Here is a 26,886-nt window from a genome sequence, read left to right as displayed (position 1 = left end):
GGTGAGTAAGACGGTGGTTCACGTGCTCCGGCACGGCGAGGTGCACAACCCCGACCAGATCCTCTACGGCCGGCTGCCCGGTTTCCGCCTCTCCGAGCTGGGCGTGCAGATGGCCAAGGCCGCCGCGCAGGGCCTGGCCGAGCGGGAGATCGTGCACGTGGTGGCCAGCCCGCTGGAACGCGCCCAGCAGACCGCCGAGCCGATCGCCGCCCAGTTCGGGCTGCCGGTCGGGGTGGACGAGCGGCTGATCGAGAGCGCCAACTGGTTCGAGGGCAAGAAGGTCTCCCCGGGTGACGGGTCGTTCCGCGACCCGCGTAACTGGTGGGTGTTGCGCGACCCGGTGACCCCGTCCTGGGGTGAGGCGTACCGGGTGATCGCCGAGCGGATGTTCGCCGCCGTGCACGCCGCCCGGGTCGCCGCCGAGGGCCGCGAGGCGGTGCTGGTGTCGCACCAGCTCCCGATCTGGACGCTGCGCCGTTACGTCGAGCGCAAGCGGCTCTGGCACGACCCGCGTAAGCGGCAGTGCGGGCTGGCGAGTCTCACCTCGTTCCACTTCGACGGCGCGAAGGTGGTGGGCATCGGCTACAGCGAGCCGGCCGCGCACCTGATCGCTCTCTCCGCGACCGCCCGGACGGCCAAGGGGGCCTGATGAACGCCCGGAGGTGGACCGCGGGTCTGCTCGCCAGCGTCGCCGCGGTGGCGCTGGTCGGCTGCACGTCGTCGAAGGCGCAGGAGAAGACCTGCACCACCACCACCGACGAGATCTTCGAGTGCGCACCGGACCAGCGCTCCGCGCCCCCGAAGCTCGCCGGTGAGCTGCTTCTCGGTGGCAGCTATGACGTCAGCGACGCTCGCGGGCAGGTGGTGGTGGTCAACTTCTGGGGTTCCTGGTGCGCGCCGTGCCGCGCCGAGGCCGACGACCTGGAAGCCGTCTACCAGGCCACCAAGGGTTCCGGGGTGGACTTCCTCGGCGTCAACGTCCAGGACTCGCGGGACAAGGCCAAGGCGTTCGAGAAGGGGCGGGTCACCTACCCGAGCCTCTTCGACCCGTCCAGCCGGTTGGCGCTCGACCTGGACATCCCGCCGAACACCGTCCCGGCGACGGTGGTGCTCGACCGGGACGGCCGGATCGCCGCGGTGATCCGGGCCGCCGTCAAGCAGGAGGGCCTGCAACCGATCGTCGAACGGATCGCCGCCGAGAAGCCGGCGCCGAACTGATGGGCGAGACGTTCCGGCAACTCGCGCTGGACGGGCCGCTGCTGCTCGCCATGGCCGCGGCGGCGCTCGCCGGTCTGGTCAGCTTCCTGTCCCCGTGTGTGCTTCCGCTCGTCCCCGGCTACCTGTCGTACGTGACCGGCCTGGCCGGTGCCGACCTGGAGGGCCGCCGACCGGCGGCGGACCCGGCGCCGACCGGCGGGGGTGTCGCCGTCAAGGAACGGGTCGCGCGGGTCGGCGCGGTCAAGGGCCGGGTGCTCGCCGGGACGCTGCTGTTCATCGCCGGCTTCACCGTCGTCTTCGTCGCCACCGCGATCCTGTTCGCCGGCATCGGCCGGGTCTTCTTCGAGTACGAGCGGCAGCTGGAGATCCTCGTCGGCGCGCTGATCATCGTGCTCGGCCTGGGCTACCTCGGGATGATCCCGGCGCTGCAACGCGAGTTCCGGATCTCCCGGCTGCCGTCGGCCGGCCTGCTCGGCGCACCGGTCTTCGGTGCGGTCTTCGCGCTGAGCTGGGTGCCCTGCACCGGCCCCACCCTCGGCGCGGTGATGGGCATGGCCGCCACCAGCGGGCAGAGCGACCGCGCGGTGGTGCTCGCCGTGGCGTACTGCCTCGGGTTGGGGATACCGTTCATCGTCTTCGGGCTGGGCTTCGAACGTCTGCTCGGGGTCTTCCGCGCCGTCCGGCGCAACAGCCGCTGGGTCACCCGGGTCGGCGGCGCCCTGCTCATCCTGATCGGCCTGGCCCTGGTCACCGGCGGATGGCAGAGCTTCGTGATCTGGTTGCAGACCACCGTCGGGGTGGGCGAGGTGAGCATCTGATGACGGTCGTCGACGACCGACCGGAGACCGTGGCGCCCGCGCCGCGCCGCCGGCCGAACCGGCTGCTGGCCCTGCTGCGCAACTCGTGGCGGCAGCTGACCAGCATGCGTACGGCCCTGATCCTGCTCTTCCTGCTCGCGATCGCCGCCATCCCCGGCTCGGTGCTGCCGCAGCGCGGGATCAGCCCGGAGAAGGTCAACCAGTACTTCGTCGACCACCCCGACTGGGCTCCCCGGCTGAACCGGATCGGCGCGTTCGAGGTCTTCGGCTCGGTCTGGTTCTCCGCGATCTACCTGCTGCTGTTCACCTCCCTGATCGGCTGCATCACGCCCCGCCTGCGGGACCACATCCGCGCCCTGCGGTCCCGGCCGCCGGCCGCGCCGAAGCGGATGGCCCGGCTGCCGCAGCACACAGTGCTGCCCGCCCCGCCCGGTGGCACGGCGGCGATCGCCGAGGTGCTGCGCAAGCGCCGCTGGCGCGTCGAGGTGCGCGGCGACGAGGTCTCCGCCGAGAAGGGCTACCTCAAGGAGACCGGCAACCTGCTGTTCCACACCTCGCTGATCGCGGTGCTGATCGGCGTGGCGCTGGGCTCCTGGTACGGCTGGAGCGGCAACCGGCTGCTGGTGGCCGGCGCGGACAACGCGTTCTGCAACACCCGCCAGCAGTACGCCGAGGCGAAGCTCGGCCCCCGGGTGGACAGCGCCGACCTGCCCCGCTTCTGTCTGCGGCTGGACGACTTCCAGGCCCGCTTCCTGGACAGCGGTCAGCCGGAGTTCTTCAACGCCACGGTGACGGTTGACGGCCCGGACGAGCCGACCCGCAGCGCCGACTTCTCGGTGAACTCGCCGCTGCGGTTGAACGACGCGAACGTCTACCTGCTCGGCCACGGGTACGCCCCGGTGATCCGCTACACCGACCGGTTCGGCAACAGCCAGATCAGTGACGAGCCGTTCCTGACCACCGGTGACATGGGCCTGACCAGCGAAGGGTTGGCCGCCTTCCCGGACGCCAACGTCGACCCGGCGACCGGCCAGCGGGCACCGGACCAGCAGATGGCGTTCACCGGCATCTACCTGCCTACGGCACCCGAGCAGGCGCCGTTCGTCCGCTCGCAGTACCCGACCGAGCGCAACCCGGCGCTGAACCTGGTCGCCTACCGGGGCAACCTCGGCCTGGACGCCGGCATCCCCGGCTCGGTCTACGAACTCGATCAGCGGCAGGTGCGGACCGGGAAGGTCAAGGAGGTCGGCACCAAACTGCTCCGCAAGGGCGAGAAGTGGACGCTGGACGACGGCACGACAGTCGAGTTCCTGGGCACCGAGCGGTACGTCACCCTCTCCATCCGGCACGACCCCGGTTCGACGATGCTGCTGGTCAGCTGCGGTGTCCTGCTGGTCGGGCTGATGGGTTCGCTGTTCGGCAAGCGCCGCCGGGTGTTCTTCCGGGTGGTGCCGGCCGACCCCGGGGAAGGATCTCCGACGAGCGGTAGTAGCTTGGTGGAGGTCGGCGGGTTGCCGCGTACCGACTATCCGGGGTTCGCCGACGAGTTCACCCAGCTCATCGCTGCGGTCAAGGGTGATGCTGACCCAGCGGCCGAACGGGCCGGCGTGCGAGAAGGAGCCGAGTGATGTCCGCACTCTCCGACAATCTGGTGACCTTCGCGATCCTGGCCTACCTGGTCGCGATGATCGGCCATGCCGTCGAGTACGCGCTGGGCAACGCCCGTACCCGGGTCGCCACGGCGGCTCCGGTGCGCGAGTTGGTCGGTGCCGGCGGTGGTGTCCTCCCGACGCCGCCCGCGCCGGTCCCGTCGTCGCCCCCGGCCGACCGTTCCGCCCGGCAGGCCCGGCTCGCGGGCCTGGTCGGGGTGGGTGCCACCGCTGTCGCCGCCGCGCTGCACCTGGCCGCGCTGGTCACCCGGGGGCTCGCCGCCGACCGGATGCCCTGGGGCAACATGTACGAGTTCGTGCTCACGGTGACGTTCATCGGGGTCGCCGCCTGGCTGGTGGTGCTCTGGAAGCGGCCGTCGCTGCGCAAGCTCGGGCTCTTCCTCACCCTGGTGATGGTGCTGCTGGTCGCCACCGCCGAGCTGGTGCTGTACGTGCCGATCGTGCCGCTGGTGCCGGCGCTGAACTCGTACTGGTTCGTCATCCACGTCTCGACGATCGTCTTCGCGTCCGGCATCTTCCTGTTCGGTGTGGTGCCGGCGGTCGGTTTCCTGATGCGCAGCGGGTACGAGCAGGGCAAGCGGAGCTTCCCGTACACCCTGGCCAAGCGGCTGCCCGGCGCGGCCGGCCTGGAGCGGCTGACCTTCACGCTGCACGCCTTCGCGTTTCCGATCTTCACCTTCGCGGTGATCGCCGGGGCCATCTGGGCCGAGGCGGCCTGGGGCCGGCCGTGGGGTTGGGACCCGAAGGAGACCTGGGCGTTCATCTCCTGGGTGGTGTACGCCGGCTACCTGCACGCCCGCGCCACGCCCAGCGTGAAGCGCAACGTGGCCACCTGGATCGCGGTGCTCGGCTTCCTCACCGTGCTGATGAACCTCTTCGGCGTGAACATCTTCTTCACCGGCCTGCACTCCTACGGCGGGCTTGACTGACAGCCGCAACGCGGTGCGGGCCGGTCACGGAACATCCGTGACCGGCCCGCGTCGTTCCACCGGCCCCGCTCGCGGTCGCCGGACCCGGTTCCGGTCGCCGGTCCCGCCCACGGTCGCCGGTCCCGGTCCCGGTCGCCGGGGTCAGGTCGCGTTGCTCGGGTGGTCGGCCATCCGGGGCCTTGTCGGGACCGCGCGTCTACCGGGTGGGTAGCGAGGCCCGGATGGTCCGCTCGACCTGGATCGTCACCTGGTAGGACACCTCGGGTAGGTCGGCCAGCTCGATCCGCTCGCCGCGCAACGCCAGTTGGGCGTGCAGCTCCCGGGCGATGGCGTCGCGAAGCTCGACCTGGAGGGGCGAGAACCCGTCCGGGTCGCCGACGACGTACGCATCCGACATGGATCCACTCTGCTCCCGCGTCCCGCCGTTCGGCCAGGCACGGTGAGATGTCCCCGCCGGTCTTGACGGATGTCCAGCCCCCCGGTCGCCGTTGATCCACTCGACTTTCATGAGGTCGGGGCGTCCTGCCGCCGGGGATACCGCACTTTCCTGAAGCCCGAGTGGATCACGCGATGGCCGCCGTCGAGCCCCGGACTGCCGTCGAGCCAGGCGGTCGTCACCCCGATATGAGTGTCAGGGGATGACGCAGTGTTGAGGGATCGCTACCGTGCGCAGGTGGGTCCGGTTACCCAACGTTCGCGGCGGAAGGTGGGACGCAGTGACCTCAGTGGTGTCCACGGCGGCGCTGATCCGGGAGCAGCTTCGACGGTCCCGGCTCGCGGCTGGGCTGACTCAGGAGGAGTACGGCAAACGGGCGCACTACTCGCCGTCGATGGTGTCGGCGGTCGAGCTGGGGCAGGCGGCGCCCAACGAGGCGTACCTGACCCGGGCCGACGAGGTGCTCGACACCGGCGGCCTGCTGGTCTCGCTGCGCGAGCTGGGCCGGCGCGACGGCGAACCGGTCTGGTTCCGCCCCTGGCTGGAGGTCGAACGGGTCGCCACCCAGCTGCGCTGCTTCGAGGCGACGATGATTCCCGGGCTGTTGCAGACCGCCGACTACGCCCGGGCGGTGTTCCGGCTCGACCTGGGCCTCACCGCCGATCGCATCGAGGAGTTGGTGGCGGCCCGGTTGGAGCGGCAGACGATCCTCGACCGGGAGCACCCGCCGCAGCTCACCGCCGTGATTGACGAGGCGGCGCTCCAGCGTTTCGCGGAGGGCTGCGCCGGGGTGCTGGCCGGGCAGCTCCGACACCTGGTGGCGTGCGCCCGCCGTCCGCACATCAGGGTGCACGTGCTGCCGCAGGGGGTGGGGCTGCACGCGGGTCTCTTCGGGCCGTTCATCCTCGGCCGCACCGCCGACGGCAGCTGGCTCGGCTTCCTCGACAATCAGACCGGTGGCACTGCCGTGGACGACATCAACGAGGTGGCGACCCTACTCGGAAGGTGGGAGAGTCTGCGCAGTGACGCGCTGCCCCGGCAGCAGTCGATCGACCTGCTCGAGGAGATCGTGAAGCCATGGATCTGACCGGAGCCCGTTGGCACAAGTCCACCCGGAGCGGCAACAACAGTGGCGCATGTGTCGAGGTCGCCGACAACCTGCCCGGCCGGGTGCACGTCCGCGATTCCAAGGACCGCGACGGCGGCCTGCTGACCTTCACCCCGGCCGCGTGGCGGGCCTTCGTCGAGCTGGCCCGCACCCACTGACCATCCGCCGGATCCTCGTGACCGCCGTACCCGCCGACCGTCCGCCGGGTCATCACTGACCTGCCTACGCGATGCGGGCCGGTCACGGATCATCCGTGACCGGCCCGCGTCGTTCTGGTGCGGTGCTCAGCTCACCGTCACGGGGGCGACGTCGTTGTTCGGGTTGTCGTCCACCCGGGGGTAGCGCTGGAACGGCTCAACCTTGCCGGGGGCCCCGGAGAGGGTGTCGATCCGCAGGTCGAACCCGACCTTGTGAGTCGTGCCGGCCGGGAAGACCGACCCCGGTCCGTTGCAGTACCAGGTTGCCGGGACGGTCTCGGGCTCTTCCTCGTCGCCGTTCAGCCAGCAGTCGGACGGGGCGGCGAGCACGGTGACCCCGGCGGGCGGGACGAAGAGGAAGGCCCCGACGCCCTCGCCGGAGAGGCTGCCGTCCGGCACGCCCGGACCCTTGTTGCGCAGGCCCACGGTGACCCGCACGGTGTCACCGACGGCTCCGGTGACGGCCGCGCCCTTCGCGACGATGTCGAAGGCGCCGTGCACGCCCCGCAGGTAGGTCTGGCCTTCGGCCCGGGTCGCCTCGGCCGGCAGCACGTCGAGCGGTGCACCCACCGCCCGTAGCCGTAGCGCCTGGTCGGCGTCGCGGCTCCGGAGCTTCACTCCACTGGGGAGCGGGCCGGCGCTGGCCAGCGGTTGCACGGCCTGGGTGATCCGCTTGCTGCCGAGGGTCGCCGGGCCGACAGTGGTGGCGAACCCGTCCCGCAGCTCGTGCCGCTGGCCGGGCGCGAACGTGCCGCGCACGGTGCAGACGACCACGGTGGCGAGCACCTGGTTGGTGCCGTACCGGCAGTTGCGGTAGCTGGCCGGCACCAGGCCCACCGGGAAGCGCATGGTGAGCCGCAGGTCCACGGCCGGCTGGTCGCCGGCGTTGACCACGGCCACCGGGACGGGAAGGGTGTCGCCCACCTGCACGCCGGTCACGGTCTCGTCGACCAGGTCGAGCAGGTTGGGCCCGGATCGCACGGTGACGGTCGCCTGCTGGGTGTACGCCTCGGTCTGCTCGCCGAGCGGCGTGTAGTCGAGGGTGCCGCTCGCGCCGTCGAGGGCGCCGGGCGCGGGCCGGAACACCACCGGCACGGTGCCGGTGAGCGTGCCGAACTCGTCGACGGCCGTCGGCGGCATCGGGCAGGTCACCGAGGTGCCCTCGGTGACGCAGAAGTCGGGGAAGGCGGCGGTGGCCACGCCCGCCAGGCCGGTCAGGTCGATGGTCACCCGGGGCTGGCTGGCCCCGGTGCTGGTCAGGGTCAGCGGCATTGTGCGGCCGGGAGCGTCGGGGCCGCCGACGGTGACGTCATCAAGCCATCCGCTGACCCAGCCGGGGTCGTCCTCGGCCGCAGCCGGGCCAGCCGCCACACCGACTGCTGCGGTGCCGACGAGCAGCGCTGTCACGCCACGCAGAAGCCGACCACGGGCAACGCGCACAGATCTCATTGATCTCCTTGCTGAGGGGTGAGCCGATCGGAAGACGTCAGGTCTGCAACACCCCGGACCCGACCGGCATCCATGATCTTAGGGATCGCCTGTGACAGTTTCTGATCGGCCGAGCGGGTCGTGATCTCCGTCGAAACAGGACATGGTCGGGTGCCCGCGGCACCCGGTCAGCAACACCGCAACGGCCCCTCCACCTGGGCGGAGGCCTCCGGTCAGTTCGCCCGCCCACCGTTGGCGGGCAGCCCCGCACGGCAGCGGGCGATCAGCCGCCGAACCAGCCGGGCACGTCGAGCCGGAACCAGTTGGCCGCGGCCATCGTGGTGAGGTCGTCCTCCATCGCGGTGACCCGTTGAGGGCCGAGGGTGTCGGCCCACTGTGCCCGCAGCCGGTCGAAGATCTCGGCCGAGCGGCGTAGCCCGTCGGCGCCGCGCGGCGTCACCCGCACCAGTCGGCGTCGGGCGTCGGCGGGGTCGTCGGCCCGCTCCAGGTATCCCACGGCGACCAGCCGGTCGACGGTCTTGCCCGCCGCCTGTTTGGAGATGCCCAGCCGTTGGCCCAACTCGGTGGCGGTGGTGCCGTCCGCACCGACGGCCTGGAGCACGAACCCGTGCAGCGGTCGTAGCTCCGGATGCCCCTCCCGGGCCAGTTCGGCGTGCAGGTCGTCGATCAGCGTCCGGAAGCCGGCCAGCAGCAACAGCGGTAGCGCGAAGCCGGGCCGCGCGGGATCAGGGGTTGCCATGTTCGACAACCACGTTTACTATTTCGTCAACCACGTTGACTATCGTACCGTCCCCGAACCAAGCCCTGGAAAGCAGGTAACCATGTCCGTCTTCACCGCCCACACCGCTGAGACCGCCCCCGCCGCCGCCCGCCGGTCCATCGAGGGAGTAAGCGGCCGGTTCGGCTGGCTGCCCACCCCGGTGGCACTGATGGCCGATTCGCCACAGTTGCTCACCGGCTTCCTCGCCGCCAGCGCGGGCTTCGAGCAGACCGACCTCGCCCCGCTGGACCGGGAGGTGGTCATCCTGACGGTCTCCACCAGTCACGAATGCCACTTCTGCGTCGCCCTGCACACCGGCAAGCTCACCCAGCTCGGCGCGACTCCCGAGCTGATCGCCGCGCTGCGGGCCGGCTCGGTGCTGCCCGAGCCGCGCCTGGAGGCGCTGCGCCGGTTCACGCTGGCCGTGCTCGACCACCGGGGCGCGGTGCCCGACCACGAGCTGGACGACTTCCTGACCGCCGGATACCAGCCCCGGCACGCGCTGGACGTGGTGCTCGGCGTCGGCGCGTACACCATGTCCACCTTCGCCAACCGACTCACCCGGGCACCGCTCGACCCGCCGCTGGCCGCCCACGCCTGGGCGCCGGCAGCCCGCACATGCGCCGGGTCTTGATCCACTCAGCTTTCAGAAAGTCGGCCTATCTCCAGGCGCAGGACACCCCGACTTCCTGCAAGCCGAGTGGATCTAGGCACGCCGCGCCGTCCGCACCGGGCTCGCCGTGGCGGCCATCGCGCGCGTCACAGCACCCGGCTTGGGCCGGGTGGGAGCCGGTGCGGGAGACTGGGCGACATGGCGGCTCGTGGCTTCCCGTACACCGATCTCAAGGACTTCATCGCGGCGCTGGAGCGCGCGGGGGAGTTGCGCCGGATCGACGTCCCGGTTGATCCGACCCTGGAGATCAGCGAGGTGGTCACCCGCACGGTGCGGGCCGGCGGCCCGGCGCTGCTCTTCGAGCGTCCGACCCGGGGCGAGATGCCGGTGGCGATCAACCTCTTCGGCACCGAGAAGCGGATGGCGATGGCGCTCGGCGTCGACACGCTGGACGAGATCGGTGCCCGGATCGGCGCGATGATCAAGCCGGAGTTGCCGGTTGGCTGGTCCGGCATCCGCGAGGGCCTCGGCAAGGTCATGCAGCTCAAGTCGTTGCCGCCGCGCAAGGTGAAGACCGCGCCCTGCCAGGAGGTCGTCTACCGGGGCGACGATGTCGACCTCAACCGACTGCCGGGGTTGCAGGTCTGGCCGGACGACGGCGGGATCTTCCACAACTACGGGCTGACCCACACCAAGCACCCGGAGACCGGCAAGCGCAACCTGGGCCTCTACCGGCTCCAGCAGCACGGCCGCAACACCCTGGGCATGCACTGGCAGATCCACAAGGACTCGACGGCACACCACGCGGTCGCCGAGCGGCTCGGGCAGCGCCTGCCGGTCGCGGTCGCGATCGGCTGCGACCCGGTCGTCTCGTACGCGGCCAGCGCGCCTCTGCCCAGTGACATCGACGAGTACCTGTTCGCTGGGTTCCTGCGCGGCGAGCGGGTGGAGATGGTCGACTGCCTCACCGTGCCGTTGCAGGTGCCGGCGCACGCGCAGATCGTGCTGGAGGGCTACCTGGAGCCCGGTGAGCGGCTGCCCGAGGGGCCGTTCGGCGACCACACCGGCTTCTACACGCCGGTCGAGCCGTTCCCCGTGCTGCACATCGAGGCGATGACCATGCAGCGGAAGCCGGTCTACCACTCGATCGTCACCTCGAAGCCGCCGCAGGAGGACCACGGCCTCGGCAAGGCCACCGAGCGGATCTTCCAGCCGCTGCTCAAGCTGATGATCCCGGACATCGTCGACTACGACCTGCCGGCCGCCGGCGTCTTCCACAACTGCGCGATCGTCTCCATCCGCAAGCGCTACCCGAAGCACGCGCAGAAGGTGATGAACGCGATCTGGGGCGCGCACCTGATGTCGTTGACCAAGCTGATCGTGATCGTCGACGAGGACTGCGACGTGCACGACTACAACGAGGTCGCCTTCCGGGCCTTCGGCAACGTCGACTACGCCCGCGACCTGTTGCTCACCGAGGGTCCGGTGGACCACCTCGACCACTCGTCGTACCAGCAGTTCTGGGGCGGCAAGGCTGGCGTCGACGCGACCCGCAAGCTGCCCACCGAGGGCTACACCCGTGGTTGGCCCGAGGAGATGAGCATGGCGCCCGAGGTCACGGCCCTGGTCGACAAGCGCTGGAAGGAGTACGGGATCTGATGGCCGTCCTCGACGCACCGGCGGCGAAGCCGGGCCGGACCAAGTCCTTCCTGAAGCTCGTCGCCGTCGAGCACTCCGTGTTCGCGCTGCCGTTCGCGTTCCTCTCCGCGCTGACCGCCATGCAGATCAACGGCGGGCGGGTACGGTGGCTCGACCTGCTGCTGATCACCGTGGCGATGGTCGGGGCGCGGACGTTCGCGATGGCCGCCAACCGGATCCTCGACCGCAAGATCGACGCGCGGAACCCGCGTACCGCCGGACGGGAACTGGTCACCGGAGCGGTGAGCGTGCGGACGGCCTGGACCGGCGCGGCCGTCGCACTGGTGGTCTTCCTCGTCGCTGCCGCCCTGCTCAACCCGCTCTGCCTGGTGCTCGCGCCGCTCGCCGTGGTGCCGCTGGTCGTCTACCCGTACGCCAAGCGGTTCACCAACTGGCCGCACGCCATCCTCGGGATCGCCCAGGCGGTCGGCCCGGTCGGCGCCTGGCTGGCGGTCACCGGCACCCTGGACGGCTCCGGGCCGGCCTGGCTGCTCGGCGCGGCCGTGGGCCTGTGGATCGGCGGCTTCGACCTGATCTACGCCTGCCAGGACTCGGAGATCGACCGGGAGATCGGCGTGCACAGCGTGCCCGCCCGCTACGGTCGGCGTTTCGCGCTGCACGCCTCCACGGTCGCGCACGTGGTGACGTTCGCGCTGTTCATCTGGTTCGGCGCGTTGATCGGCCTCGGCTGGCTCTGGTGGATCGGGCTGGCGTTGACAGCTGTGGCGTTCGGTTACCAGCACCTGGTGGTCACCCCGACCGACCTCAGCAAGGTCAACCGGGCGTTCTTCACCGCCAACGGGTTCGTCGGCATCGCGCTGTTCCTCTTCGCCCTGCTCGACCTGGTGATCCGGCTCGGCCTGCGGCCCTGAGGTCGGGTGATCCGGCCCGGCCGATGGGTCTGGGGCTGGGTGATCCGGCCCGGCCTACGGCTCCGGGGCTGGTGGTGCGGCGCTGACGGGGTAGCGGGCGCTCTCGAAGGTCCAGTCGATGGTCCCGCGCACGGCGTACGCGACCCCGTCGAGATGGTCGGCGACCGCCCTGTCCAACGCCGGACCGAACGACGGCACCGCGGCGCGCAGCGCGACGAAACGTCGCATCGCCTCCCGCCAGTGCTCGGCCGCGCGTTCGACCGCCTCCGCCTCCGGCAGGTCGAGCTCGGCCTGCAGGGCGAGGACCAGATTGTGCCCGCCGGCGGTCGTCCGGTCCCGGTCCAGCGAGGCCAGGTCGTTGTACCAGGAGAGCAGGTCGTTGCCGGTGCGGGCGATCTGACGCAGCAGCGGGTGGTGGTAGACCGGGTCGGGCAACGGTCGGCCGCTGACGAACTCCACGAGCGGGTACGACACCTCCGCCGCCGACGTCGCCCGACGCAGCTCGACGTACTCGTCGACGCTCGGGCGGCGGCCGGTCTCCTTGTTGACCGCCTCCTGCCAGGTGCCGTCGAGGTGTCGGGCCACCGCGTCGGCGAAGCGCAGCCGCCACCGGGCCGGCATCCGGCGGCGCGGCTCCCGCCACGCCAGCACCAGCAGTCGCCGCAGCGGCCCGCTCAGCCCGGTCTGCCGCAGCCGGGCGCCGTCGTGCAGCAGTGCCAGGGTGCCGTTGCGCAACGCCCGGATCTGCTCCGGAGTCAACCGGTTCGGCCCGTCGCAGGCGTCGTCGACCAGGAAGAACCAGGTGAACAGCGCGGTCAGCACCCGCAGGTCGGCTTCGGTCGCCCCGGGGTAGAGCCGCCCGGCGTACCGGGCGAAGGCCCCCCGGGACAGCCGGCGCAGCGCGGCGTCGTCCAGTGGCAGGCCAAGCTCGGGCAGCAGATCGAGCAGCCAGCCCTGCACCCGGTCGGCGTGTGCGGGCAGCTGGGACGGGATCGGACATTCGGCACGCAGCGCCCGGAGGATCTCGCCGGTCGTCACCGATGCCTCCTCTACGAGATGGTTCCGGTGCGAATCGCCAGCCGCAGCATGTCAGGTCGGCGGGAGGCACAGGTGCCCCGCCCGACATGTCGGACCGTACCGACCCCGGGGGTGCCCACCGGCGGACCAGCCGGACCAGGCAGGCTGGGGGTATGCGGGAACCATGGGTGGTCGGGGTCTCCGGTGCCTCCGGTACGCCGTACGCGGCGGCCGTCATCGGCGGGCTGCTCGACGCGGGCGAGCCGGTGGACCTGATCGTGTCCCGGGCGGCACGACTCACAGTGCTCGACGAGACCGGCCGGCCCTTCCGTGACGGGCACTGGGCCGAGGACCTCGCCGCCTGGCTCGGCCGGGACCTGACCTCTGCGGATGTCCGGCACTGGCCGGCCGGTGACCTGGCCGCCGGGCCGAGCAGCGGCTCCTACCGGGTACGCGGGATGGCCGTCGTCCCGGCCAGCACGGCGGCCTGCGCGGGCGTCGCGATCGGGCTCTCCAAGGACCTGTTGCAGCGCGCCGCCGAGGTCAACCTCAAGGAACGCCGACCCGTGGTGCTGGTGCCCCGGGAGACACCAGTGACCCGCAGTCATCTGGAACACCTCATCGCGCTGCACGACGCGGGCGCTGTGGTGCTGCCGGCCAGCCCCGGCTTCTACGGTGCCGGCGCGGCGGCCAGCGCGCAGCAACTGGTCGACTTCGTGGCCGGCAAGGTGCTGGACGCCCTCGGCGTCCCACACACCCTGTTCCGGCGGTGGTCCGGCCAGCTCGGCGCAGCGCGAAGCTGAGCCGCCGCTCGTGCCGAACAGTGCTGCTCAGGACGAGCAGCGTTGCCGCACGACGGTCGACCGAAGTGGGACGCGGACCGGACTGGTGTCCGGTCCGCGTGGCGTTGTCCGCACCAGTTCAGTACATGCCGGCGTTGGCCGGACCCGGCCCCGTGGAAGCGGCCGGCCCCACATTGCGTGGCTTTCCGACCTCATCCACCTCGTCCAGCATGCCCTCCCCCTCAAGCAGGGCCCGCACCTCGGATTCCCGAAACCGGCGATGCCCGCCTGGAGTCCGGATGCTTCCTATCCGGCCGGCCGCCGCCCATCTCGTCACAGTTTTCGGGTCTACCCGAAACAGCGCGGCGACCTCACCCGGTGTCAGCAGGCGATCTCCAGTGTCCACAGCCCCCTCCTCGCGTCGACGAAGCCCCCGGCTGAACACACTGCCCCCGGCTGGTGCGTAGCCCAGAGCCGTCATGAGGGACGTATGGCAATTACAGCACCAGGGACATGGCCTGTCCGCCCAAACGCGAAAAATGCACTGAGTGGGGAGTTAGTAATGTTACTGGTGCTACCTCTGCCCTGACCGCCGGTTTTTGAACAGTGACTCACCGCTCAGTCCAACGGGTGCCGAAGGCCGCACGTTACGTGGCAACGGTTAGGGTCACTCTCTGTGGATGCCATCGACCTGAGCCTCGTCGACCTGCTGCGCGGCAACGCGCGCCTCTCGTACGCCGAGCTGGCCCGACAGGTGGGCCTCTCCGCCCCGGCCGTGCACGAACGGGTCGGCAAACTGGAGAGCAGCGGGGTTGTTCGGGGCTACCGCGCGGACGTGGCCCCGGAGTCGATCGGGCTGGGTGTCACCGCGCTGATCGGCATCGTCGAGGACTCCGGTGCCGACACCGACGACATGCTCGAGTCGCTGCGGGTGCTGCCCGAGATCGAGTCCTGCTACTTCATGGCCGGCGTGGAGTCGTTCCTGCTCAAGGCGCGGGTCGGCACGATCGCCGAACTGGAGCAGTTGATCGTGCGGTTGAACCGGACACCGGGGGTCGCCTCCACCCGTACCGCCATCGCGCTCTCCACGAAGTGGGAGAACCGCCCGCAGCCGGTCGGCCCGACCGCGACCTGACCATCCCGTACCCCTGGTGTCGCCCGGTCGACCGGCGGTAGCGTGCGCCGATGACCCCTCCGGCGCGTCCCGTGGCCGTGGTGACCGGCGCCGCCGGGGGCCTGGGCCGCGCCATCGCCACCGCGCTGCACGCCGACGGCTGGTCGGTGCTGCTCACCGACCTCGACCCGGCGGCGGTGCGGGCCGCCGCGGCACCGCTCGGCGGCTGGTCGGCAGCCCTGGACGTCCGGGACGAGGACGCCTGCCGCGCCATCGCCGCGAACGCGGCGAGCCGGGGTGACCTCGCACTCTGGGTGAACAACGCCGGAATCCTGGTCACCGGGGCGTCGTGGGAGCACGACGCCCCGACTCGCCGCCGAGTGCTCGACGTGAACGCCCACGGCGCCATGAACGGCACCCTCGCCGCGCTGACCGTGATGCGCGCGCAGGGCCACGGGCACGTGCTCAACGTCGTCTCGCTGGCCGGGCTGATCGCCGCGCCCGGCGAGACGGTGTACGCGGCCAGCAAGCACGCACTGCTGGCGTTCAGCCTCGGCACCCTGTCCGACCTGCGGATGGCCGGCTACCGGCGGGTGCACGTCTCCTGCCTCTGCCCGGACGGCATCTGGACCCCGATGCTGCACGACCGGCTGGACGACCCGGGGGCGGTGGCCTCGTTCACCGGGTCGATGCTGACCGCGCAGCGGGTGGCGGCCCGGGTGGTCCGGCTGGCCCGCCGACCACGCCCGGTGGTCAGCCTGCCCCGCTGGCGGGGTGCGCAGGTGCGTCTGTTGGACGCGCTGCCCAGGTTGGCCGTCACACTGACCCCACTGGTCCGCGCCGCGGGCCGCGCAGGTCAGCGCCGCCAACGCCGCCGGTCGGCATCGCCGGACCGGCGCTGACCACCCCTGGTCAGCTTGCTACGTTTCCGAGCGTGACTCATCTCGACAGGTGCGACGAATCCAGCCGGACCTGGGTGACCGAGGCGATCGCCACCGTCGAGGCGGACGCGAACCGCTCGGCCGACACCCACCTGCTGCCGTTCCCGCTGCCCCGCGAATGGGGGATCGACCTCTATCTGAAGGACGAGTCGTCACACCCCACCGGCTCCCTGAAGCACCGGCTGGCCCGCTCGTTGTTCCTGTACGGGCTCTGCAACGGCTGGATCGGGCCGCGCACCACGATCGTCGAAGCGTCGTCGGGTTCCACTGCGGTCTCCGAGGCGTACTTCGCCCGGATGCTGGGCCTGCCGTTCATCGCGGTGATGCCCGCCTCCACCTCACCGGAGAAGATCGCGCAGATCGAGTTCCAGGGCGGCCGGTGCCACCTGGTGGACGACCCGGCGAGTGTGGTGGTCGAGGCCCGGTGGCTCGCCGAGGACTCCGGCGGGCACTTCATGGACCAGTTCACCTACGCCGAGCGGGCGACCGACTGGCGGGGCAACAACAACATCGCCGAGTCGATCTACGCGCAGCTGGAGCTGGAGCGGCACCCGATCCCCGCCTGGGTGGTGGTGGGTGCCGGCACCGGGGGCACCAGCGCGACAATCGGCCGGTACGCCCGGTACCGCCGGCTCGCCACCAAGCTCTGCGTGGTCGACCCGGAGAACTCGGCGTTCTACCCGGCCTGGCTGGCCGCCGACTGGTCGGTACGGACCGGGAAGGGCTCCCGCATCGAGGGGATCGGCCGGCCCACCGTGGAGGCGTCGTTCCTGCCCTCGGTGGTGGACCGGATGGTCCAGGTGCCGGACGCGGCGTCGCTGGCCGCGATGCGCGCCGGATCGGCGCTGCTGGGCCGTCGGGTGGGCGGCTCCACCGGCACCAACCTGTGGGGCGCGTTCGGCCTGATCGCCGCGATGCTCGCCGAGGGTCGGACCGGTTCGGTGGTCACCCTGATCTGCGACCCCGGCGACCGGTACGCCGACACGTACTACGCCGACGACTGGGTGAGCGCCCAGGGCCTCGACCTGACCCCGCACCTGGCCACGATCGACCGCTTCCTGGCCACCGGAGTCTGGCCCGGCTGAACCGCCAAGCGGGCCGTGGCCGGGCTCGGTGTCGGTCAGCGGGGGTCGATCCGTTCGGCCAGCCCGGGGTAGCGCACCACATAGCCGCTGTCGTCCAGATCGATGTCGGCGGTGAAGGTGCCGCTGGCGAAGCGCATCCGCCCCGGCCCGAGCCCGGTGTAGATCTGCTCGGCCGGCACCACCTCCAGGCCGGGCAGCAGCACCCAGGCGACGGTGATCCGGTGGGCCACGTCGGCGGGCTCGGCCGCCATCCTGAGCCGGTGATACGGCAGGGCGTTGAACAGCGGCGAGCCGCTCAGGTCGACGTCGAGCGCGTCGGCCAGTCGGTCCGGGTCGTCGGTGCCGGGCAGCCCGGCCCGGGGATGACCGGCCACGACGAGGGCCGCGTCCAGGTCGCCCTGCTCGGCGGTGGTGACCCGCCACCGGCCCACGGCCCGCTCCAGCGTCACCCGGCGCAGCCAGCCGGGACCCTCGGCCTCGACCTCGACCCGCGCGGTGGCCCAGTCCGGCGTGGTGGTCAGCTGGTAGCGGGCGGTCCACGGGACCGGGTCCACGGCGAGCAGCGTGCCCCTGGCCGCCAACCCGTGGCCGTCGTCGAGCAGGACCTGCTCGCTGCCGGCGGTGTCCGTCCGGGACCAGAAGATTGACTTCGGCATGGTCGGCATGAGCCGGACGTTACGCGACCCGGTCGGCATCGGCAGGGCATGCGCGAACGCCGCCGCGAAGCCTGGGCTTCGCGACGGCGTTCGGTGGATCAATCAGTGGGTACGCGCTGGCGGTCGCCCGCCGAAACCGCGCCGGTCGTCGCGCGGCCGGTCATCGCGCTGCCGGTCGTCACGGGGCCGGTCGTCGCGGACCCGGCTCTCCGGGCGGAAACCACCGCGAGCGTCCCGGTCGCCGAAGCGCCGCTCACCCTGCGGCCGGTCGCCGAAGCGCCGCTCGCCGGTCGGCCGATCGCCCCGACCGTCCCGGTCACCGAACTGCGGCCGGTCCCCGAACCGACGCTCGCCCTGCGGCCGGTCGCCGTACCCCCGGGTGTCCCGATCGGCGTAACGCCGCTCGCCCTGCGGGCGGTCGCCGTAGCCACGGTCGCCCTGCGGGCGGTCGCCCTGGGCCCGGTCGCCGAAGCGACGCTCGCCGGTGGGCCGGTCGCCGAAGCGTCGGTCACCCTGCGGGCGGTCGCCGTAGCCACGGTCACCCTGCGGGCGGTCGCCGAAGCGGCGCTCGCTGGTGGGCCGGTCGCCGTAGCGGCGGTCGCCCTGCGGCCGGTCGCCGTAGCCCCGGTCGCCCTGCGGGCGGTCGCCCTGGGCCCGGTCGCCGAAGCGGCGCTCGCCGGTGGGCCGGTCGCCGAAGCGCCGGTCGCCCTGCGGGCGGTCGCCGTAGCGACGCTCGCCGCCTGAGCGGTCACCGAACCGACGCGGGCCGCCGGCCCGGTCGTCGAACCGGCGCGAGCCGCCGGAGCGGTCGCCGTAGCCCCGGGGCTCCGCCTCGACGCGGACCGGGACGCCACTGGGCTCGCGGGCGCCGACCAGCTCGGCCAACGCCGCGTCACCGACCCGGACCCGGGTCTCGGCCGGCGCGACGCCGGCCTTCTCCATCATCGCCAGGGTGGTACGGCGCTGCTTCGGCAGCACCAACGTGGCGACCGCACCAGACTCGCCGGCCCGGGCGGTACGACCCGCACGGTGCAGGTAGTCCTTCGGGTCCTTCGGCGGGTCGACGTGCAGCACCAGGGTGACTCCGTCGACGTGGATGCCCCGCGCCGCCACGTCCGTGGCGACCAGCACGTTCATCCGGCCCTCGCGGAACTCGGCAAGCGTCTTGGTGCGCATCCGCTGGGTCTTGCCGCCGTGCAGCCCACCGGCGCGTACGCCGACGGCCGCGAGCTGCTCGACCAGCCGGTCCACCCCGAGCTGGGTACGGGCGAAGACCATCGTCCGGCCGTCCCGGGCGGCGATCGAGGCCGCCACCGGGAACTTCTCGTGCGGCGGGATCAACAGCATGTGGTGGTCCATGGTGGACACCGAGGCGGTGGACGGCGCGGTGGAGTGGGTGACCGGGTCGGTCATGAACCGCTTGACCAACGCGTCGACGTCACCGTCCAGGGTGGCCGAGAAGAGCAGCCGCTGACCGTTCGCCGGCGTCTTCGCCAGCAGCTCGGTCACCTCGGGCAGGAAGCCCATGTCGGCCATCTGGTCGGCCTCGTCGAGCACCGTGACCTCGACGTCGTCGAGCTGGCAGATGCCCCGCTCGATGAGGTCGCCGAGCCGCCCCGGGGTGGCCACGATGATCTCCACACCGCGACGCAGCGCGTCGATCTGACGGTCGTACGGAACGCCGCCGACGGCGGTCTTGAGGAAGATGCCGACGGCCTTGCCCAGCGGCACCAGAGCGTCGTTGACCTGCATGGCCAGCTCTCGGGTGGGCACCAGCACCAGGGCGCGCGGGCGCATCGGCCGGGCCCGGTTGCGGTCGGCCAGCCGAGCGATCATCGGCAGGCCGAAGGCGAGCGTCTTGCCGGAACCGGTCTGCCCCCGACCCAGCACGTCGCGGCCGGCGAGCGCGTCCGGAAGGGTGGCCCGCTGGATCTCGAACGGGCTGGTGATGCCCTGCTGCGCCAGTGCGCGGACCAGCGGGTCGGGCAGGCCGAGGGTAGTGAAACTGATCGGGTCGGCGGTCTCCGTCGGCACGGGCTCGGCCTGCGGGGTGGCGGCCTCGCCCGGAGCGACGTCGAGCTGCTCCCGTGCGGTGTCGGCCGCCGGGACTGAGTTGAAAACGGACGTAACGGTGCTGGGGTCAGCAGAGGTGGTCAACAAAAACCTTTCGAGCGGGGCGCATCTTCGCGATGGCCTGCCGCGGCTGTGCCGCCGGATCGCCCGCAAGATCGCCCAGGGGCGCACACCACGCGCGCCGGGTCAGTGATCTCATCCAGTGTACGGCGGTCCGGCGAAGCCGCCAGCCGGTTGTCCGACCGTAGTGGGCGGACTCACCATCGCTGGCGCTCGCTGGCTCACCCGTTGAGCACGCTGCCCACCAGACCGTCCAGGGCGTCGCCGGCGAGCAGGACGACCGCGACGCTGATCGCCACCAGCAGCCCCAGAGCGGCGGCCAGGACGATCATCACCCGGGCGTTGCTGGACCGTTCGGTCGGCGTGTCGGACCAGCCCTGGGCCAGGATGTGCCCGGTCAACGAGCCGGAGGTCTCCACCGCGTTGGCGGGTATCGCGACAGTGGTGAATCCGGCCCCCTCGCCGTTGCCGTAGACGGTGCCGGCCAGGTCGGAGCCGCCGTCGTGCCGCACACCACGGGTGCCGGCCGTAACCCGTCCGGCGGAACCGGCCGGAGGGCCGCTCGGCGGCGCGGTCGTCCGGGAGTTCATGGTGCTGTTCCGGGTCGACGACGGAGCCCCGGTGGTCGACGGCGGCCAGCTCGGCAGCGCTGGCGCGGGAACCACCGGCGGTGCGGAGGCGGCTGGCGGGGCCCATCCGCCGGCGGACATCGGGCGGGTCGCCCCACCGGTGGGTGACCACCCGGATGGCGGTGCGGAGACCGACGCGGTGGCCCGTACGCCGGGCGTGTCGGTCATCGCCGGTGGCGGCGGAAACGGCGGTGCCGGCATCGGGCCGGGCGGGGCTGGCGGTGCCGGCACCGGCGGACCGGGTGGCGGCAGCGGCGGGCTCGGGACGGGCGGCGACGGCGGGCCGGGAATGGGCGGCACCGGCGAGGGCGGCGGGATGGGCGGGCCCGGAACGGGCGGAACCGGACCGGGCGGCGGCGTTGGGCGGGGGTTCGGCGTCGGCGTCGGCCCGGGCGGGTACGGACCCGGGGCCGGTGCGGGCTCCGGCTCGGGTGGCGGCGGCTGCGTCGGCCCGGGGCCGGGTGGGGCGGGCTCCGGCTCCGGAGTCGAGGGCGTCGGGGCCGGCTCCGGCTCGGTGCCCACCGGCGCGGACCGGTAGACGCCGGGCGTGCTCTCCCGAGGATCCGGGCTGCCCAGGGTGCCGGCCGTGCCCCGGCTGCCGCTCGGAACCGTGGCGCTGGCCCGGGCGGGCGCGGGGGAGCCGTGCCGCTGACCCGGCAATGACACGTCGGCCGAGCCGGCCGGGCTGGCCGAGCCGGTCGCCCGGTAGGTGGTCGCCGTGCTCGGAGCACTGGCCGGCATGTCGGCCCGGCGCGCCGTGGCGGTCACGACGCTGGCGCGGGCGCGTACCGGTGCGGTGGCCTGAGCAGGGGGCGCGTCGACCACTGCCGGCTCCCCGGCGTCGGTCCCGCTGCTGTCCGTGGCGGCGTCGGTCCCGCCGCTGTCCACGGCGGCGTCCGTTCCGCCGGGGGCGGCACCGGCGGGTACCTCGGCGGCGGGCGCATCGTCATCGGCGTCGGTCGAGGCGTCCGCGACCGGTGCCGTGCTGCTGTCGGCAGACTCGGCGCCACTGGCGATTGAGCTGATGTCGCTGTCGGCCGCCTCGGCATCACTGTCAGCGGAGCGGTCGGCCGGGCTGGCGGCGGTCACCGGGTCGACGGTGTCGGCCGGGCTGGCGTCGCTGTCAGCGGAGCCGGTGCCTGCCGGGCCGGCGTCGCTGTCAGCGGAGCCGGCGTCGGCCGGGCTGGCGTCGCTGTCTGCCGGGCTGGTGCCTGCCGGGCTGGCGGCGGTCACCGGGTCGGCGGTGTCCGGCCCTGGTGGGTCGGCCTGGTCGACCACGGGGTCGACAGTCTCCGCCGGATCTTTCTGCTCGGCCATTTCCGCCCTCCGCGCCATGCTCGCACCCGGACCCGTGACGTCGGGTCGGATGTGCCTGGTTGTCACGGTGCCACAGATCTCCCCGAGCGGACAGCCGGAGCGGGTCGTGGCGGATCAGCCCGCGTCGCTGGGGGTGGCCGTCGCGCTGCGGGTGCCGGTCGCGCTCGTGCTGGCCTTCGGCGTGGTCGTCGGAGACGCGCTGTTCGGTGCGCTGGGCGGTGCCGGCGGCAGGGTCGTCGGAGTGTTGCTCGGGGTGTTCGACGGCTTCGGCGTGGTGCTGCCGGTCGGCGTGGGCGTCGGGGTGGTCGTCAAGGTCGGCGTCGGGGTCGGCTTGGTGGTCTTCGTCGGCGTCGGCGTGGGCGTCGGCTTGGTGGTCTTCGTCGGCGTGGGCGTGGGCTTCGGCGGCGTCGGCTTCGGGGGCGAGACGGGCGGGGTCGTGACGGGCGGGGTCGGATTGGTCACGGCCGGTGCCGGCACCGCGCCGATCACCCGGGTGGCGGCGTACAGCCGGGACCAACGGACGACCGAGATCTTGACGACGTCGCCGGTGGTGGGTGCCTGCACCATCTTGCCGTTGCCGATGTACATGCCGACGTGGTGGATCGTCGTCCAGCTGCTGCCCGAGGCGAAGAAGAGCAGGTCGCCGGGGAGCAGCGCGCTCTGCGGAACCGTGCGTCCCCGGGTGGCCGCGTACTGGTCGCGGGAGACCCGGGGCAGGTCGAAGTAGTCGGCACCGGGGGAGCGGTACGCCGCCCACATCAGGCCGGAGCAGTCGAACTGGTTCGGCCCCTCCTCGGACCACTTGTACGGGTCGCCGAGCTGGGCGAGCGCGTACCGGACCGCGGCCAGTGCCCGGGGGTGCGCGGCCATGCCGCTGATGCTCTGGTTGGAGACGTAGCCGGCGCCGATCTGCTGCTCGGTGGCTTCCTGCTGGCGTTCGATCTCGATCAGCGCGGCGGCGTTGTCCTTGCGCAGCTTGAGCAGGCTCGCCTCGGCGGCGCGCAGCGCCGTCTCGCCAGTGGTGAACTCCAGCTCGGCGGCGGCGAGCAGGTCCTTGGCCTCGCTGTGCTTCTGGTACGCGGCCTGCTCACCGGCGCGGGCCCGGGACAGCTCCCCGGCCACCCCGGTGGTGCCGCCGTCGACCTTCTCGCCACGGGTGATCGCCTGCAGGCGGCTCAGCCCACGGATGTCCTGGGCGAGGTCGCCCGGCGGGAGCGCGGCGGCCTGCTTGATGGCCTCGGCGGCGGCGGTGTCGGCGGTCTGCTGGGCCCGCAGCAGGGCGTCCTGTGCGGTCGCCAGCGCCTTGCCGGCCGCGTCGAGCTGGGCCTGCGCGTCGACGCGTTTCTGTCGGCTGACCAGCAACGCCTCGCCGAGCGTGCCGACCTGAACCTCGCCGGCGGCGATCGCGGTGGCCAGCGGGCCGCTGCCGATGTTGACCACCGGCGGGACGGGCACGCCGGCGACCGGTGCGCCGCCGGGCAACTGGAGCGAGCCGGTGACCGCCGGGCGGGAGCCGGTGTCCGGCACGGTGGTCGGCACGCCGGGCTCCGCGTACGCGGGGGTGGCCAGCACCGCTGCGGCGATGGCACCGAGCAGGGCGGCCCAGAGCTTCGGACGCAGGACCGGCGAGATCACCGGGCTCCGTCGTCGCTGCCGTCGCCCGCGCCCGCTGTAGACCATGCCGCTCCCCGTCCAACCGCTCGTCGTCGCGCTCGGTGGGCGCGACCGCCGGGACGGTACCAGTGTGTGTGTTCCGCCCCACCTTGTTACTACCGCACCTCGCCACTCATGTCGATGCGTTGTCGGGTTACGGGAGGCTGAGAGTCTGGTGAAGTGGGTCGCTGCCGCCGACCGTGCCGCCGGGCCCGTCGGCGTCGCGACGTACGCTCGATCCGGACCGCAGGTGGAAGGGACGTGCCATGGACGCCGGACTCAAGCGTGAGCTCGAAGCGAAGGTGTACGCCGGTGAGCGGCTGACCCGGGAGGACGGGGTCGCCCTCTACGAGAGCGACGACCTGACCTGGCTGGGGCGGCTGGCGCACCACAAGCGCACCGAGCTGAACGGCGACCGGGTGATGTTCAACGTCAACCGGCACCTCAACCTGACCAACGTCTGTTCGGCGTCGTGTGCGTACTGCTCGTTCCAGCGCAAGCCGGGCGAGAAGGACGCGTACACGATGCGCATCGACGAGGCGGTCCGCAAGGCCAAGGAGATGGAGGACGAGCAGCTCACCGAGCTGCACATCGTCAACGGTCTGCACCCCACGTTGCCCTGGCGTTACTACCCGAAGGTGCTGCGTGAGCTGAAGGCGGCGCTGCCGACCGTCAAGCTCAAGTGCTTCACGGCGACCGAGGTGCAGTGGTTCGAGAAGATCAGCGGCCTGAGCGCCGACGAGATCCTCGACGAGCTGATGGACGCCGGCCTGGAGTCGCTGACCGGTGGTGGCGCGGAGATCTTCGACTGGGAGGTCCGCCAGCACATCGTCGACCACGCCTGCCACTGGGAAGACTGGTCGCGGATCCACGCCCTGGCGCACAGCAAGGGCATGAAGACCCCGGCGACGATGCTGTACGGCCACATCGAGGAGCCCCGCCACCGCGTCGACCACGTGCTGCGGCTGCGCGAGTTGCAGGACGAGACCGGCGGGTTCGCGGTCTTCATCCCGCTGCGCTACCAGCACGACTTCGTCGACTCGGCGGACGGCAAGATCCGTAACCGGATCCAGGCCCGCACCACGATGGCCTCGCCGGCCGAGTCGCTGAAGACGTTCGCCGTCTCCCGGCTGCTCTTCGACAACGTGCCGCACCTGAAGAACTTCTGGGTGATGCACGGGCTGTCGGTGGCTCAGCTGTCGTTGAACTTCGGCGTGGACGACCTGGACGGTTCCGTCGTCGAATACAAGATCACTCACGACGCCGACTCGTACGGCACCCCGAACACCATGCACCGCGACGACCTGCTGCACCTGATCTGGGACGCCGGCTTCCAGCCGGTCGAGCGGGACACCCGCTACAACGTGGTCCGGGAGTACGACAAGGCCCCGTCGCTGGCCGAGCGGCGCGCCGAGCCGCAGCAGGTCTGGGCCTGAGTCGCCACGTACCCTCGCAGTCGATGACCGAGCAACGAGGATCTGAGCAGCAGGGCGGCTTTCCCCGCCGGGACGACCAGGGCCGCATCAGTACCCTGGGCGACCTGCTCGGGGTGTGCCTGGCCGGCCTGGTCATCGGCGTGCTCGCGTTGGTGCTGTTCGACTGGGCGTTCGCCTCGATCGGCGCCGGCGACTTCGGGCACACCAACGGCTGGCTGGCGGTGATCCTGCCGGCCTGGCTGTTCTGGGACGACTTCCGGGCCTGGGAGTTCGGCGCGGCCAGAGTGGCGGCAGCGGTGGTCGCGGCTGCCGTCGGGGTGTTCGCCGGGCTCCTGGTCGCCGGTCTGGGCTCCGGATTGCCGCCGCTGCTGTCCGGCGCGTTGGCGGCGGGGGCGTTCACAGTGGCGTACGCGGCCATCTGGTTCCCGGGCGTCCGCTGGCTGGCCCGGCGGACCGGCTGAGCACTACCGCCCGCCGGGCGGCTCGAACCTTCCGCCGGCAGTGGCGGGCGACGGAGAGAACGGAGTGGTGCAGGTGAGCGCCGCGCTCAAGTACACGCTGGGCCGGATCGGGCTGTTCGTCGCCGTGCTGGCGGGCCTCTGGCTGATCGACATGAACGTGTTCCTGAAGCTGATGCTGGCGTTGGTGTTCTCCGCCGCGCTCTCCTTCTTCCTGCTGCGCGGTTGGCGGGACGAGATGGCCGGGGAGATCGCCGAAGCGGCCGAGCGCCGCAAGGTGGAGAAGGAACGCCTCCGCTCCGCCCTGGCCGGCGAAAACCCCCCAAACCCCAATCCCACCGACCCGCCCACCGACTCCCCGCGTTGATCATGAGGTTAGCGGCTACGACACACCGAGTGGCGGCCGCTAACCTCATGATCAACTCCGAAGAGGCGGGTGGCGGGAGGGGTGGGCCTACCAGTTGGTGGAGCCGGGGACCTTGGGCCAGGGCTTTGCGGTGGGCTTGATCAGGTAGGCGATGCCGCCGGAGCCGCCGGAGACGCCGCCGCTGGCGTTGGTGCGCTTGGTCCGCAGCCAGATCTGCTCGAACTGCGCCCGCTTGTAGACGTTGCGCACCACGTCGTTGCTGGACGAGGCGGGGTCGTTGACGATGACGTCGCCGTCGGCGGTGAAGCCGACCACCACGAACAGGTGCCCGGAGGTGCCGTAGTTGGCGCCGTCCAGTTCGCTGGCGAGGAAGGACTGGCTGGTCACCACGGGGATGCCGGCGGCGATGAAACGCTCCAGCTCGTCCAGCGAGTGCAGCCGGGTCACCCGACCCTCCAGCCCGGGGAAGCTGGCCGCGTACGCGGTGTTGAACGGCCAGTTGCCCGCGCCGTCGTACGCGTAGTCGTAGGTCATCCGCGCGGCGTGGTTGACCGTCGGATCGGGGTAGGTGGGGTCGACCCAGGAGGTGTCGGCCGCCGACGGTCCGCGGCCCCAGTACTCGACCACCATCTCGGTCGAGGTGGGCGAGCACCACGCCTCGCCGCCGCCGTCGTACTCGGGGTAGTGCCCGCTGTGCACGTTCTGCGAGTAGCGCGGCACCGGCAGTTCGACGCCCCAGGCGATGTGCCCGGCGCTCGGCGGCACTGTGAACCGGTCCGGCACTGTCGAGCTCATCGCGCCCAGCATCCGGACCACCGGCGCGGCGCTCTGCCCGGGCGCGCGGTAGAGGGTCAGTTTGAGCTGGTACGACCGCAGCAGCACCCCGGCCGCGGCGTCGTCGATGCTGAACGTGTCGGTCCAGATCGTCGACCAGGGGTCGCCCTGTCGGTTGACGGTGGTCCGCTTGATGTCGGTGTCGCCGGACGCCCAGCGGCCCAGCACGTACCACGGGGTCTGGTCGCCGCTGGTGTAGTTGCCCTGCATCTCCACCTGGATCCAGGTGCCGGCCGGGGTTTCCGCGTTCCAGGAGGCGATCAGTTCGGTGGCGTCGAACCCGATCCGGGTCACCGGTGAGGTCCAGGTGCCGTACTCCCAGGTGCGGGTGGCGCCGGTGTGCGGGTCCGCGTACTCGATGGTGCCGGCGGGGCGGGCCAGGGTGACGCCCGCGCGGGCGCCGGGCACGACGCGGGTGCCGGCCCGGCTGCCCCGGTGCCAGTCGGCGGGCCCGGACCAGTCCTGGTAGGTGATCTGCTCGTCGTGGGCGGGGGTGGGCGGGTGTGCCGCCATCGCGGGCGCGGTGGTGGCGAGCAGGGTGAGCGTGGTGACGCCGGCGAGGGCGGCCGCGCGCAGGCGGGATCTGGCCATGGGTGCTCCGCGGTGTCGAGGGGGCATCGTCGCTGGTCAGTTTTCCGCTTGGAGGGAAGTTTCGCCAGACGTTGATAGGTGGAAAATCATTGCCGCCGTGATGAT

The 26,886-nt window shown here is 71.9% G+C and carries 27 protein-coding genes; 17 read left to right on the top strand and 10 right to left on the bottom strand.

Annotated features, from left to right (window positions below):
- Position 1: 1 nt before the first annotated feature.
- Genes AB0C03_RS14560 through ccsB form a run of 5 tightly spaced genes read left to right on the top strand, consistent with a single transcriptional unit; the run spans position 2 to position 4,635 of the window.
- Entirely contained in the window at positions 2 to 649 is a 648-nt protein-coding gene (locus AB0C03_RS14560) for a histidine phosphatase family protein (protein WP_030334015.1), read from the top strand.
- On the top strand, positions 649 to 1,218 hold the full coding sequence (locus AB0C03_RS14555; RefSeq protein WP_357637041.1) for a TlpA family protein disulfide reductase: 570 nt from the start codon (positions 649 to 651) through the stop codon (positions 1,216 to 1,218). The genes AB0C03_RS14560 and AB0C03_RS14555 overlap by 1 nt, the downstream gene beginning before the upstream one ends.
- A complete protein-coding gene (locus AB0C03_RS14550) occupies positions 1,218 to 2,036 on the top strand; it encodes a cytochrome c biogenesis CcdA family protein (protein WP_357637038.1) in 819 nt (272 codons plus the stop codon). The genes AB0C03_RS14555 and AB0C03_RS14550 overlap by 1 nt, the downstream gene beginning before the upstream one ends.
- Entirely contained in the window at positions 2,036 to 3,664 is a 1,629-nt protein-coding gene (gene resB, locus AB0C03_RS14545) for a cytochrome c biogenesis protein ResB (protein ID WP_030334018.1), read from the top strand. The genes AB0C03_RS14550 and resB overlap by 1 nt, the downstream gene beginning before the upstream one ends.
- A complete protein-coding gene (gene ccsB, locus AB0C03_RS14540) occupies positions 3,664 to 4,635 on the top strand; it encodes a c-type cytochrome biogenesis protein CcsB (protein ID WP_030334019.1) in 972 nt (323 codons plus the stop codon). The genes resB and ccsB overlap by 1 nt, the downstream gene beginning before the upstream one ends.
- A gap of 196 nt (positions 4,636 to 4,831) precedes the next feature.
- Here the strand turns inward: ccsB and AB0C03_RS14535 are convergent, their stop codons facing one another.
- Positions 4,832 to 5,032 carry a hypothetical protein gene (locus tag AB0C03_RS14535; RefSeq protein ID WP_210865011.1) on the bottom strand — a complete coding sequence of 67 codons (201 nt, stop codon included), beginning with the start codon at positions 5,030 to 5,032 and terminating at the stop codon, positions 4,832 to 4,834.
- 319 nt (positions 5,033 to 5,351) lie between these two features.
- Here AB0C03_RS14535 and AB0C03_RS14530 point away from each other — a divergent pair, with 319 nt between their 5' ends.
- On the top strand, positions 5,352 to 6,158 hold the full coding sequence (locus tag AB0C03_RS14530; RefSeq protein ID WP_210858403.1) for a helix-turn-helix domain-containing protein: 807 nt from the start codon (positions 5,352 to 5,354) through the stop codon (positions 6,156 to 6,158).
- Positions 6,155 to 6,337, top strand: a complete 183-nt coding sequence (locus AB0C03_RS14525; RefSeq protein WP_210858412.1) for a DUF397 domain-containing protein — start codon at positions 6,155 to 6,157, stop codon at positions 6,335 to 6,337. The genes AB0C03_RS14530 and AB0C03_RS14525 overlap by 4 nt, the downstream gene beginning before the upstream one ends.
- Positions 6,338 to 6,463: 126 nt before the next feature.
- On the opposite strand, the gene AB0C03_RS14520 is transcribed toward AB0C03_RS14525, so the two are convergent.
- Together AB0C03_RS14520 and AB0C03_RS14515 are read right to left on the bottom strand one after the other, a co-directional pair.
- Positions 6,464 to 7,825 (bottom strand): COG1361 family protein, encoded by a 1,362-nt coding sequence (locus AB0C03_RS14520; protein ID WP_210865010.1) that lies wholly within the window; start codon positions 7,823 to 7,825, stop codon positions 6,464 to 6,466.
- A 262-nt stretch (positions 7,826 to 8,087) separates the two neighbouring features.
- Positions 8,088 to 8,564, bottom strand: a complete 477-nt coding sequence (locus tag AB0C03_RS14515) for a MarR family winged helix-turn-helix transcriptional regulator (protein ID WP_030334029.1) — start codon at positions 8,562 to 8,564, stop codon at positions 8,088 to 8,090.
- 82 nt (positions 8,565 to 8,646) lie between these two features.
- Here AB0C03_RS14515 and AB0C03_RS14510 point away from each other — a divergent pair, with 82 nt between their 5' ends.
- The 3 genes from AB0C03_RS14510 to mqnP all read left to right on the top strand — a co-directional run bounded on the left by AB0C03_RS14510 (position 8,647) and on the right by mqnP (position 11,768).
- Entirely contained in the window at positions 8,647 to 9,219 is a 573-nt protein-coding gene (locus AB0C03_RS14510; RefSeq protein WP_030334031.1) for a carboxymuconolactone decarboxylase family protein, read from the top strand.
- A 177-nt stretch (positions 9,220 to 9,396) separates the two neighbouring features.
- On the top strand, positions 9,397 to 10,857 hold the full coding sequence (locus AB0C03_RS14505) for a menaquinone biosynthesis decarboxylase (protein ID WP_030334033.1): 1,461 nt from the start codon (positions 9,397 to 9,399) through the stop codon (positions 10,855 to 10,857).
- A complete protein-coding gene (gene mqnP, locus AB0C03_RS14500) occupies positions 10,857 to 11,768 on the top strand; it encodes a menaquinone biosynthesis prenyltransferase MqnP (RefSeq protein WP_030334038.1) in 912 nt (303 codons plus the stop codon). Before AB0C03_RS14505 ends, mqnP begins: the two co-directional genes overlap by 1 nt.
- Before the next feature lie 54 nt (positions 11,769 to 11,822).
- Here the strand turns inward: mqnP and AB0C03_RS14495 are convergent, their stop codons facing one another.
- On the bottom strand, positions 11,823 to 12,806 hold the full coding sequence (locus AB0C03_RS14495) for a terpene synthase family protein (RefSeq protein ID WP_030334039.1): 984 nt from the start codon (positions 12,804 to 12,806) through the stop codon (positions 11,823 to 11,825).
- A gap of 152 nt (positions 12,807 to 12,958) precedes the next feature.
- Here AB0C03_RS14495 and AB0C03_RS14490 point away from each other — a divergent pair, with 152 nt between their 5' ends.
- A complete protein-coding gene (locus AB0C03_RS14490; protein ID WP_030334042.1) occupies positions 12,959 to 13,588 on the top strand; it encodes a UbiX family flavin prenyltransferase in 630 nt (209 codons plus the stop codon).
- 118 nt (positions 13,589 to 13,706) lie between these two features.
- Here the strand turns inward: AB0C03_RS14490 and AB0C03_RS14485 are convergent, their stop codons facing one another.
- A complete protein-coding gene (locus tag AB0C03_RS14485; RefSeq protein ID WP_007454516.1) occupies positions 13,707 to 13,973 on the bottom strand; it encodes a BldC family transcriptional regulator in 267 nt (88 codons plus the stop codon).
- 270 nt (positions 13,974 to 14,243) lie between these two features.
- Between AB0C03_RS14485 and AB0C03_RS14480 the strand changes: the two genes are divergently transcribed.
- Genes AB0C03_RS14480 through cds1 form a run of 3 tightly spaced genes read left to right on the top strand, consistent with a single transcriptional unit; the run spans position 14,244 to position 16,707 of the window.
- A complete protein-coding gene (locus tag AB0C03_RS14480; protein WP_030334044.1) occupies positions 14,244 to 14,702 on the top strand; it encodes an Lrp/AsnC family transcriptional regulator in 459 nt (152 codons plus the stop codon).
- A gap of 50 nt (positions 14,703 to 14,752) precedes the next feature.
- Positions 14,753 to 15,583: an SDR family NAD(P)-dependent oxidoreductase gene (locus AB0C03_RS14475; protein ID WP_030334046.1), complete on the top strand. Its 831-nt coding sequence runs from the start codon at positions 14,753 to 14,755 to the stop codon at positions 15,581 to 15,583.
- Positions 15,584 to 15,615: 32 nt separating this feature from the next.
- Positions 15,616 to 16,707 (top strand): L-cysteine desulfhydrase Cds1, encoded by a 1,092-nt coding sequence (gene cds1, locus AB0C03_RS14470; protein WP_030334047.1) that lies wholly within the window; start codon positions 15,616 to 15,618, stop codon positions 16,705 to 16,707.
- A 35-nt stretch (positions 16,708 to 16,742) separates the two neighbouring features.
- Here the strand turns inward: cds1 and AB0C03_RS14465 are convergent, their stop codons facing one another.
- The 4 genes from AB0C03_RS14465 to AB0C03_RS14450 all read right to left on the bottom strand — a co-directional run bounded on the left by AB0C03_RS14465 (position 16,743) and on the right by AB0C03_RS14450 (position 23,122).
- Entirely contained in the window at positions 16,743 to 17,363 is a 621-nt protein-coding gene (locus AB0C03_RS14465) for a putative glycolipid-binding domain-containing protein (protein ID WP_036411914.1), read from the bottom strand.
- Between the two features lie 102 nt (positions 17,364 to 17,465).
- On the bottom strand, positions 17,466 to 19,520 hold the full coding sequence (locus tag AB0C03_RS14460) for a DEAD/DEAH box helicase (RefSeq protein ID WP_374224229.1): 2,055 nt from the start codon (positions 19,518 to 19,520) through the stop codon (positions 17,466 to 17,468).
- 197 nt (positions 19,521 to 19,717) lie between these two features.
- Positions 19,718 to 21,442, bottom strand: a complete 1,725-nt coding sequence (locus tag AB0C03_RS14455; RefSeq protein WP_357637027.1) for a hypothetical protein — start codon at positions 21,440 to 21,442, stop codon at positions 19,718 to 19,720.
- Between the two features lie 114 nt (positions 21,443 to 21,556).
- The gene (locus AB0C03_RS14450; protein WP_357637024.1) at positions 21,557 to 23,122 is read right to left on the bottom strand and encodes a C40 family peptidase; all 1,566 of its coding nucleotides are present in this window, start codon (positions 23,120 to 23,122) and stop codon (positions 21,557 to 21,559) included.
- 239 nt (positions 23,123 to 23,361) lie between these two features.
- On the opposite strand from AB0C03_RS14450, the gene mqnE reads away from it, so the two are divergent.
- The 3 genes from mqnE (at position 23,362) to AB0C03_RS14435 (ending at position 25,356) form a co-directional block, all read left to right on the top strand.
- Complete coding sequence (gene mqnE, locus AB0C03_RS14445; RefSeq protein ID WP_030334058.1) at positions 23,362 to 24,531, top strand: aminofutalosine synthase MqnE; 1,170 nt, start codon at positions 23,362 to 23,364, stop codon at positions 24,529 to 24,531.
- Positions 24,532 to 24,554: 23 nt separating this feature from the next.
- Complete coding sequence (locus AB0C03_RS14440; protein ID WP_357637019.1) at positions 24,555 to 24,992, top strand: hypothetical protein; 438 nt, start codon at positions 24,555 to 24,557, stop codon at positions 24,990 to 24,992.
- A 73-nt stretch (positions 24,993 to 25,065) separates the two neighbouring features.
- Positions 25,066 to 25,356, top strand: coding sequence for a DUF4229 domain-containing protein (locus tag AB0C03_RS14435; protein ID WP_357637016.1), 291 nt, complete (start codon positions 25,066 to 25,068; stop codon positions 25,354 to 25,356).
- An 87-nt stretch (positions 25,357 to 25,443) separates the two neighbouring features.
- Here the strand turns inward: AB0C03_RS14435 and AB0C03_RS14430 are convergent, their stop codons facing one another.
- Positions 25,444 to 26,781 (bottom strand): C39 family peptidase, encoded by a 1,338-nt coding sequence (locus tag AB0C03_RS14430; protein ID WP_357637014.1) that lies wholly within the window; start codon positions 26,779 to 26,781, stop codon positions 25,444 to 25,446.
- Positions 26,782 to 26,886 lie beyond the last annotated feature (105 nt).

Origin of the sequence: Micromonospora parva, assembly GCF_040649675.1 — a bacterium.
Classification (GTDB): Bacteria; Actinomycetota; Actinomycetes; order Mycobacteriales; family Micromonosporaceae; genus Micromonospora; species Micromonospora parva.
Note: the sequence above shows the minus strand (reverse complement) of the source record. Positions and strands in the feature narration are given on the sequence as shown.

What these genes read in the sequence shown, in the direction of transcription:
- AB0C03_RS14490 (WP_030334042.1), top strand. Translation starts at nt 12,959, where the DNA reads ATGCGGGAACCATGGGTGGTCGGGGTCTCCGGTGCCTCCGGTACGCCG.
- AB0C03_RS14450 (WP_357637024.1), bottom strand. Translation starts at nt 23,122, where the DNA reads ATGGTCTACAGCGGGCGCGGGCGACGGCAGCGACGACGGAGCCCGGTG.
- AB0C03_RS14465 (WP_036411914.1), bottom strand. Translation starts at nt 17,363, where the DNA reads ATGCCGAAGTCAATCTTCTGGTCCCGGACGGACACCGCCGGCAGCGAG.
- AB0C03_RS14510 (WP_030334031.1), top strand. Translation starts at nt 8,647, where the DNA reads ATGTCCGTCTTCACCGCCCACACCGCTGAGACCGCCCCCGCCGCCGCC.
- AB0C03_RS14555 (WP_357637041.1), top strand. Translation starts at nt 649, where the DNA reads ATGAACGCCCGGAGGTGGACCGCGGGTCTGCTCGCCAGCGTCGCCGCG.
- AB0C03_RS14535 (WP_210865011.1), bottom strand. Translation starts at nt 5,032, where the DNA reads ATGTCGGATGCGTACGTCGTCGGCGACCCGGACGGGTTCTCGCCCCTC.
- AB0C03_RS14505 (WP_030334033.1), top strand. Translation starts at nt 9,397, where the DNA reads ATGGCGGCTCGTGGCTTCCCGTACACCGATCTCAAGGACTTCATCGCG.
- AB0C03_RS14455 (WP_357637027.1), bottom strand. Translation starts at nt 21,442, where the DNA reads ATGGCCGAGCAGAAAGATCCGGCGGAGACTGTCGACCCCGTGGTCGAC.
- mqnE (WP_030334058.1), top strand. Translation starts at nt 23,362, where the DNA reads ATGGACGCCGGACTCAAGCGTGAGCTCGAAGCGAAGGTGTACGCCGGT.
- AB0C03_RS14515 (WP_030334029.1), bottom strand. Translation starts at nt 8,564, where the DNA reads ATGGCAACCCCTGATCCCGCGCGGCCCGGCTTCGCGCTACCGCTGTTG.
- AB0C03_RS14430 (WP_357637014.1), bottom strand. Translation starts at nt 26,781, where the DNA reads ATGGCCAGATCCCGCCTGCGCGCGGCCGCCCTCGCCGGCGTCACCACG.
- AB0C03_RS14475 (WP_030334046.1), top strand. Translation starts at nt 14,753, where the DNA reads ATGACCCCTCCGGCGCGTCCCGTGGCCGTGGTGACCGGCGCCGCCGGG.
- AB0C03_RS14520 (WP_210865010.1), bottom strand. Translation starts at nt 7,825, where the DNA reads ATGAGATCTGTGCGCGTTGCCCGTGGTCGGCTTCTGCGTGGCGTGACA.
- AB0C03_RS14550 (WP_357637038.1), top strand. Translation starts at nt 1,218, where the DNA reads ATGGGCGAGACGTTCCGGCAACTCGCGCTGGACGGGCCGCTGCTGCTC.
- mqnP (WP_030334038.1), top strand. Translation starts at nt 10,857, where the DNA reads ATGGCCGTCCTCGACGCACCGGCGGCGAAGCCGGGCCGGACCAAGTCC.
- ccsB (WP_030334019.1), top strand. Translation starts at nt 3,664, where the DNA reads ATGTCCGCACTCTCCGACAATCTGGTGACCTTCGCGATCCTGGCCTAC.
- resB (WP_030334018.1), top strand. Translation starts at nt 2,036, where the DNA reads ATGACGGTCGTCGACGACCGACCGGAGACCGTGGCGCCCGCGCCGCGC.
- AB0C03_RS14440 (WP_357637019.1), top strand. Translation starts at nt 24,555, where the DNA reads ATGACCGAGCAACGAGGATCTGAGCAGCAGGGCGGCTTTCCCCGCCGG.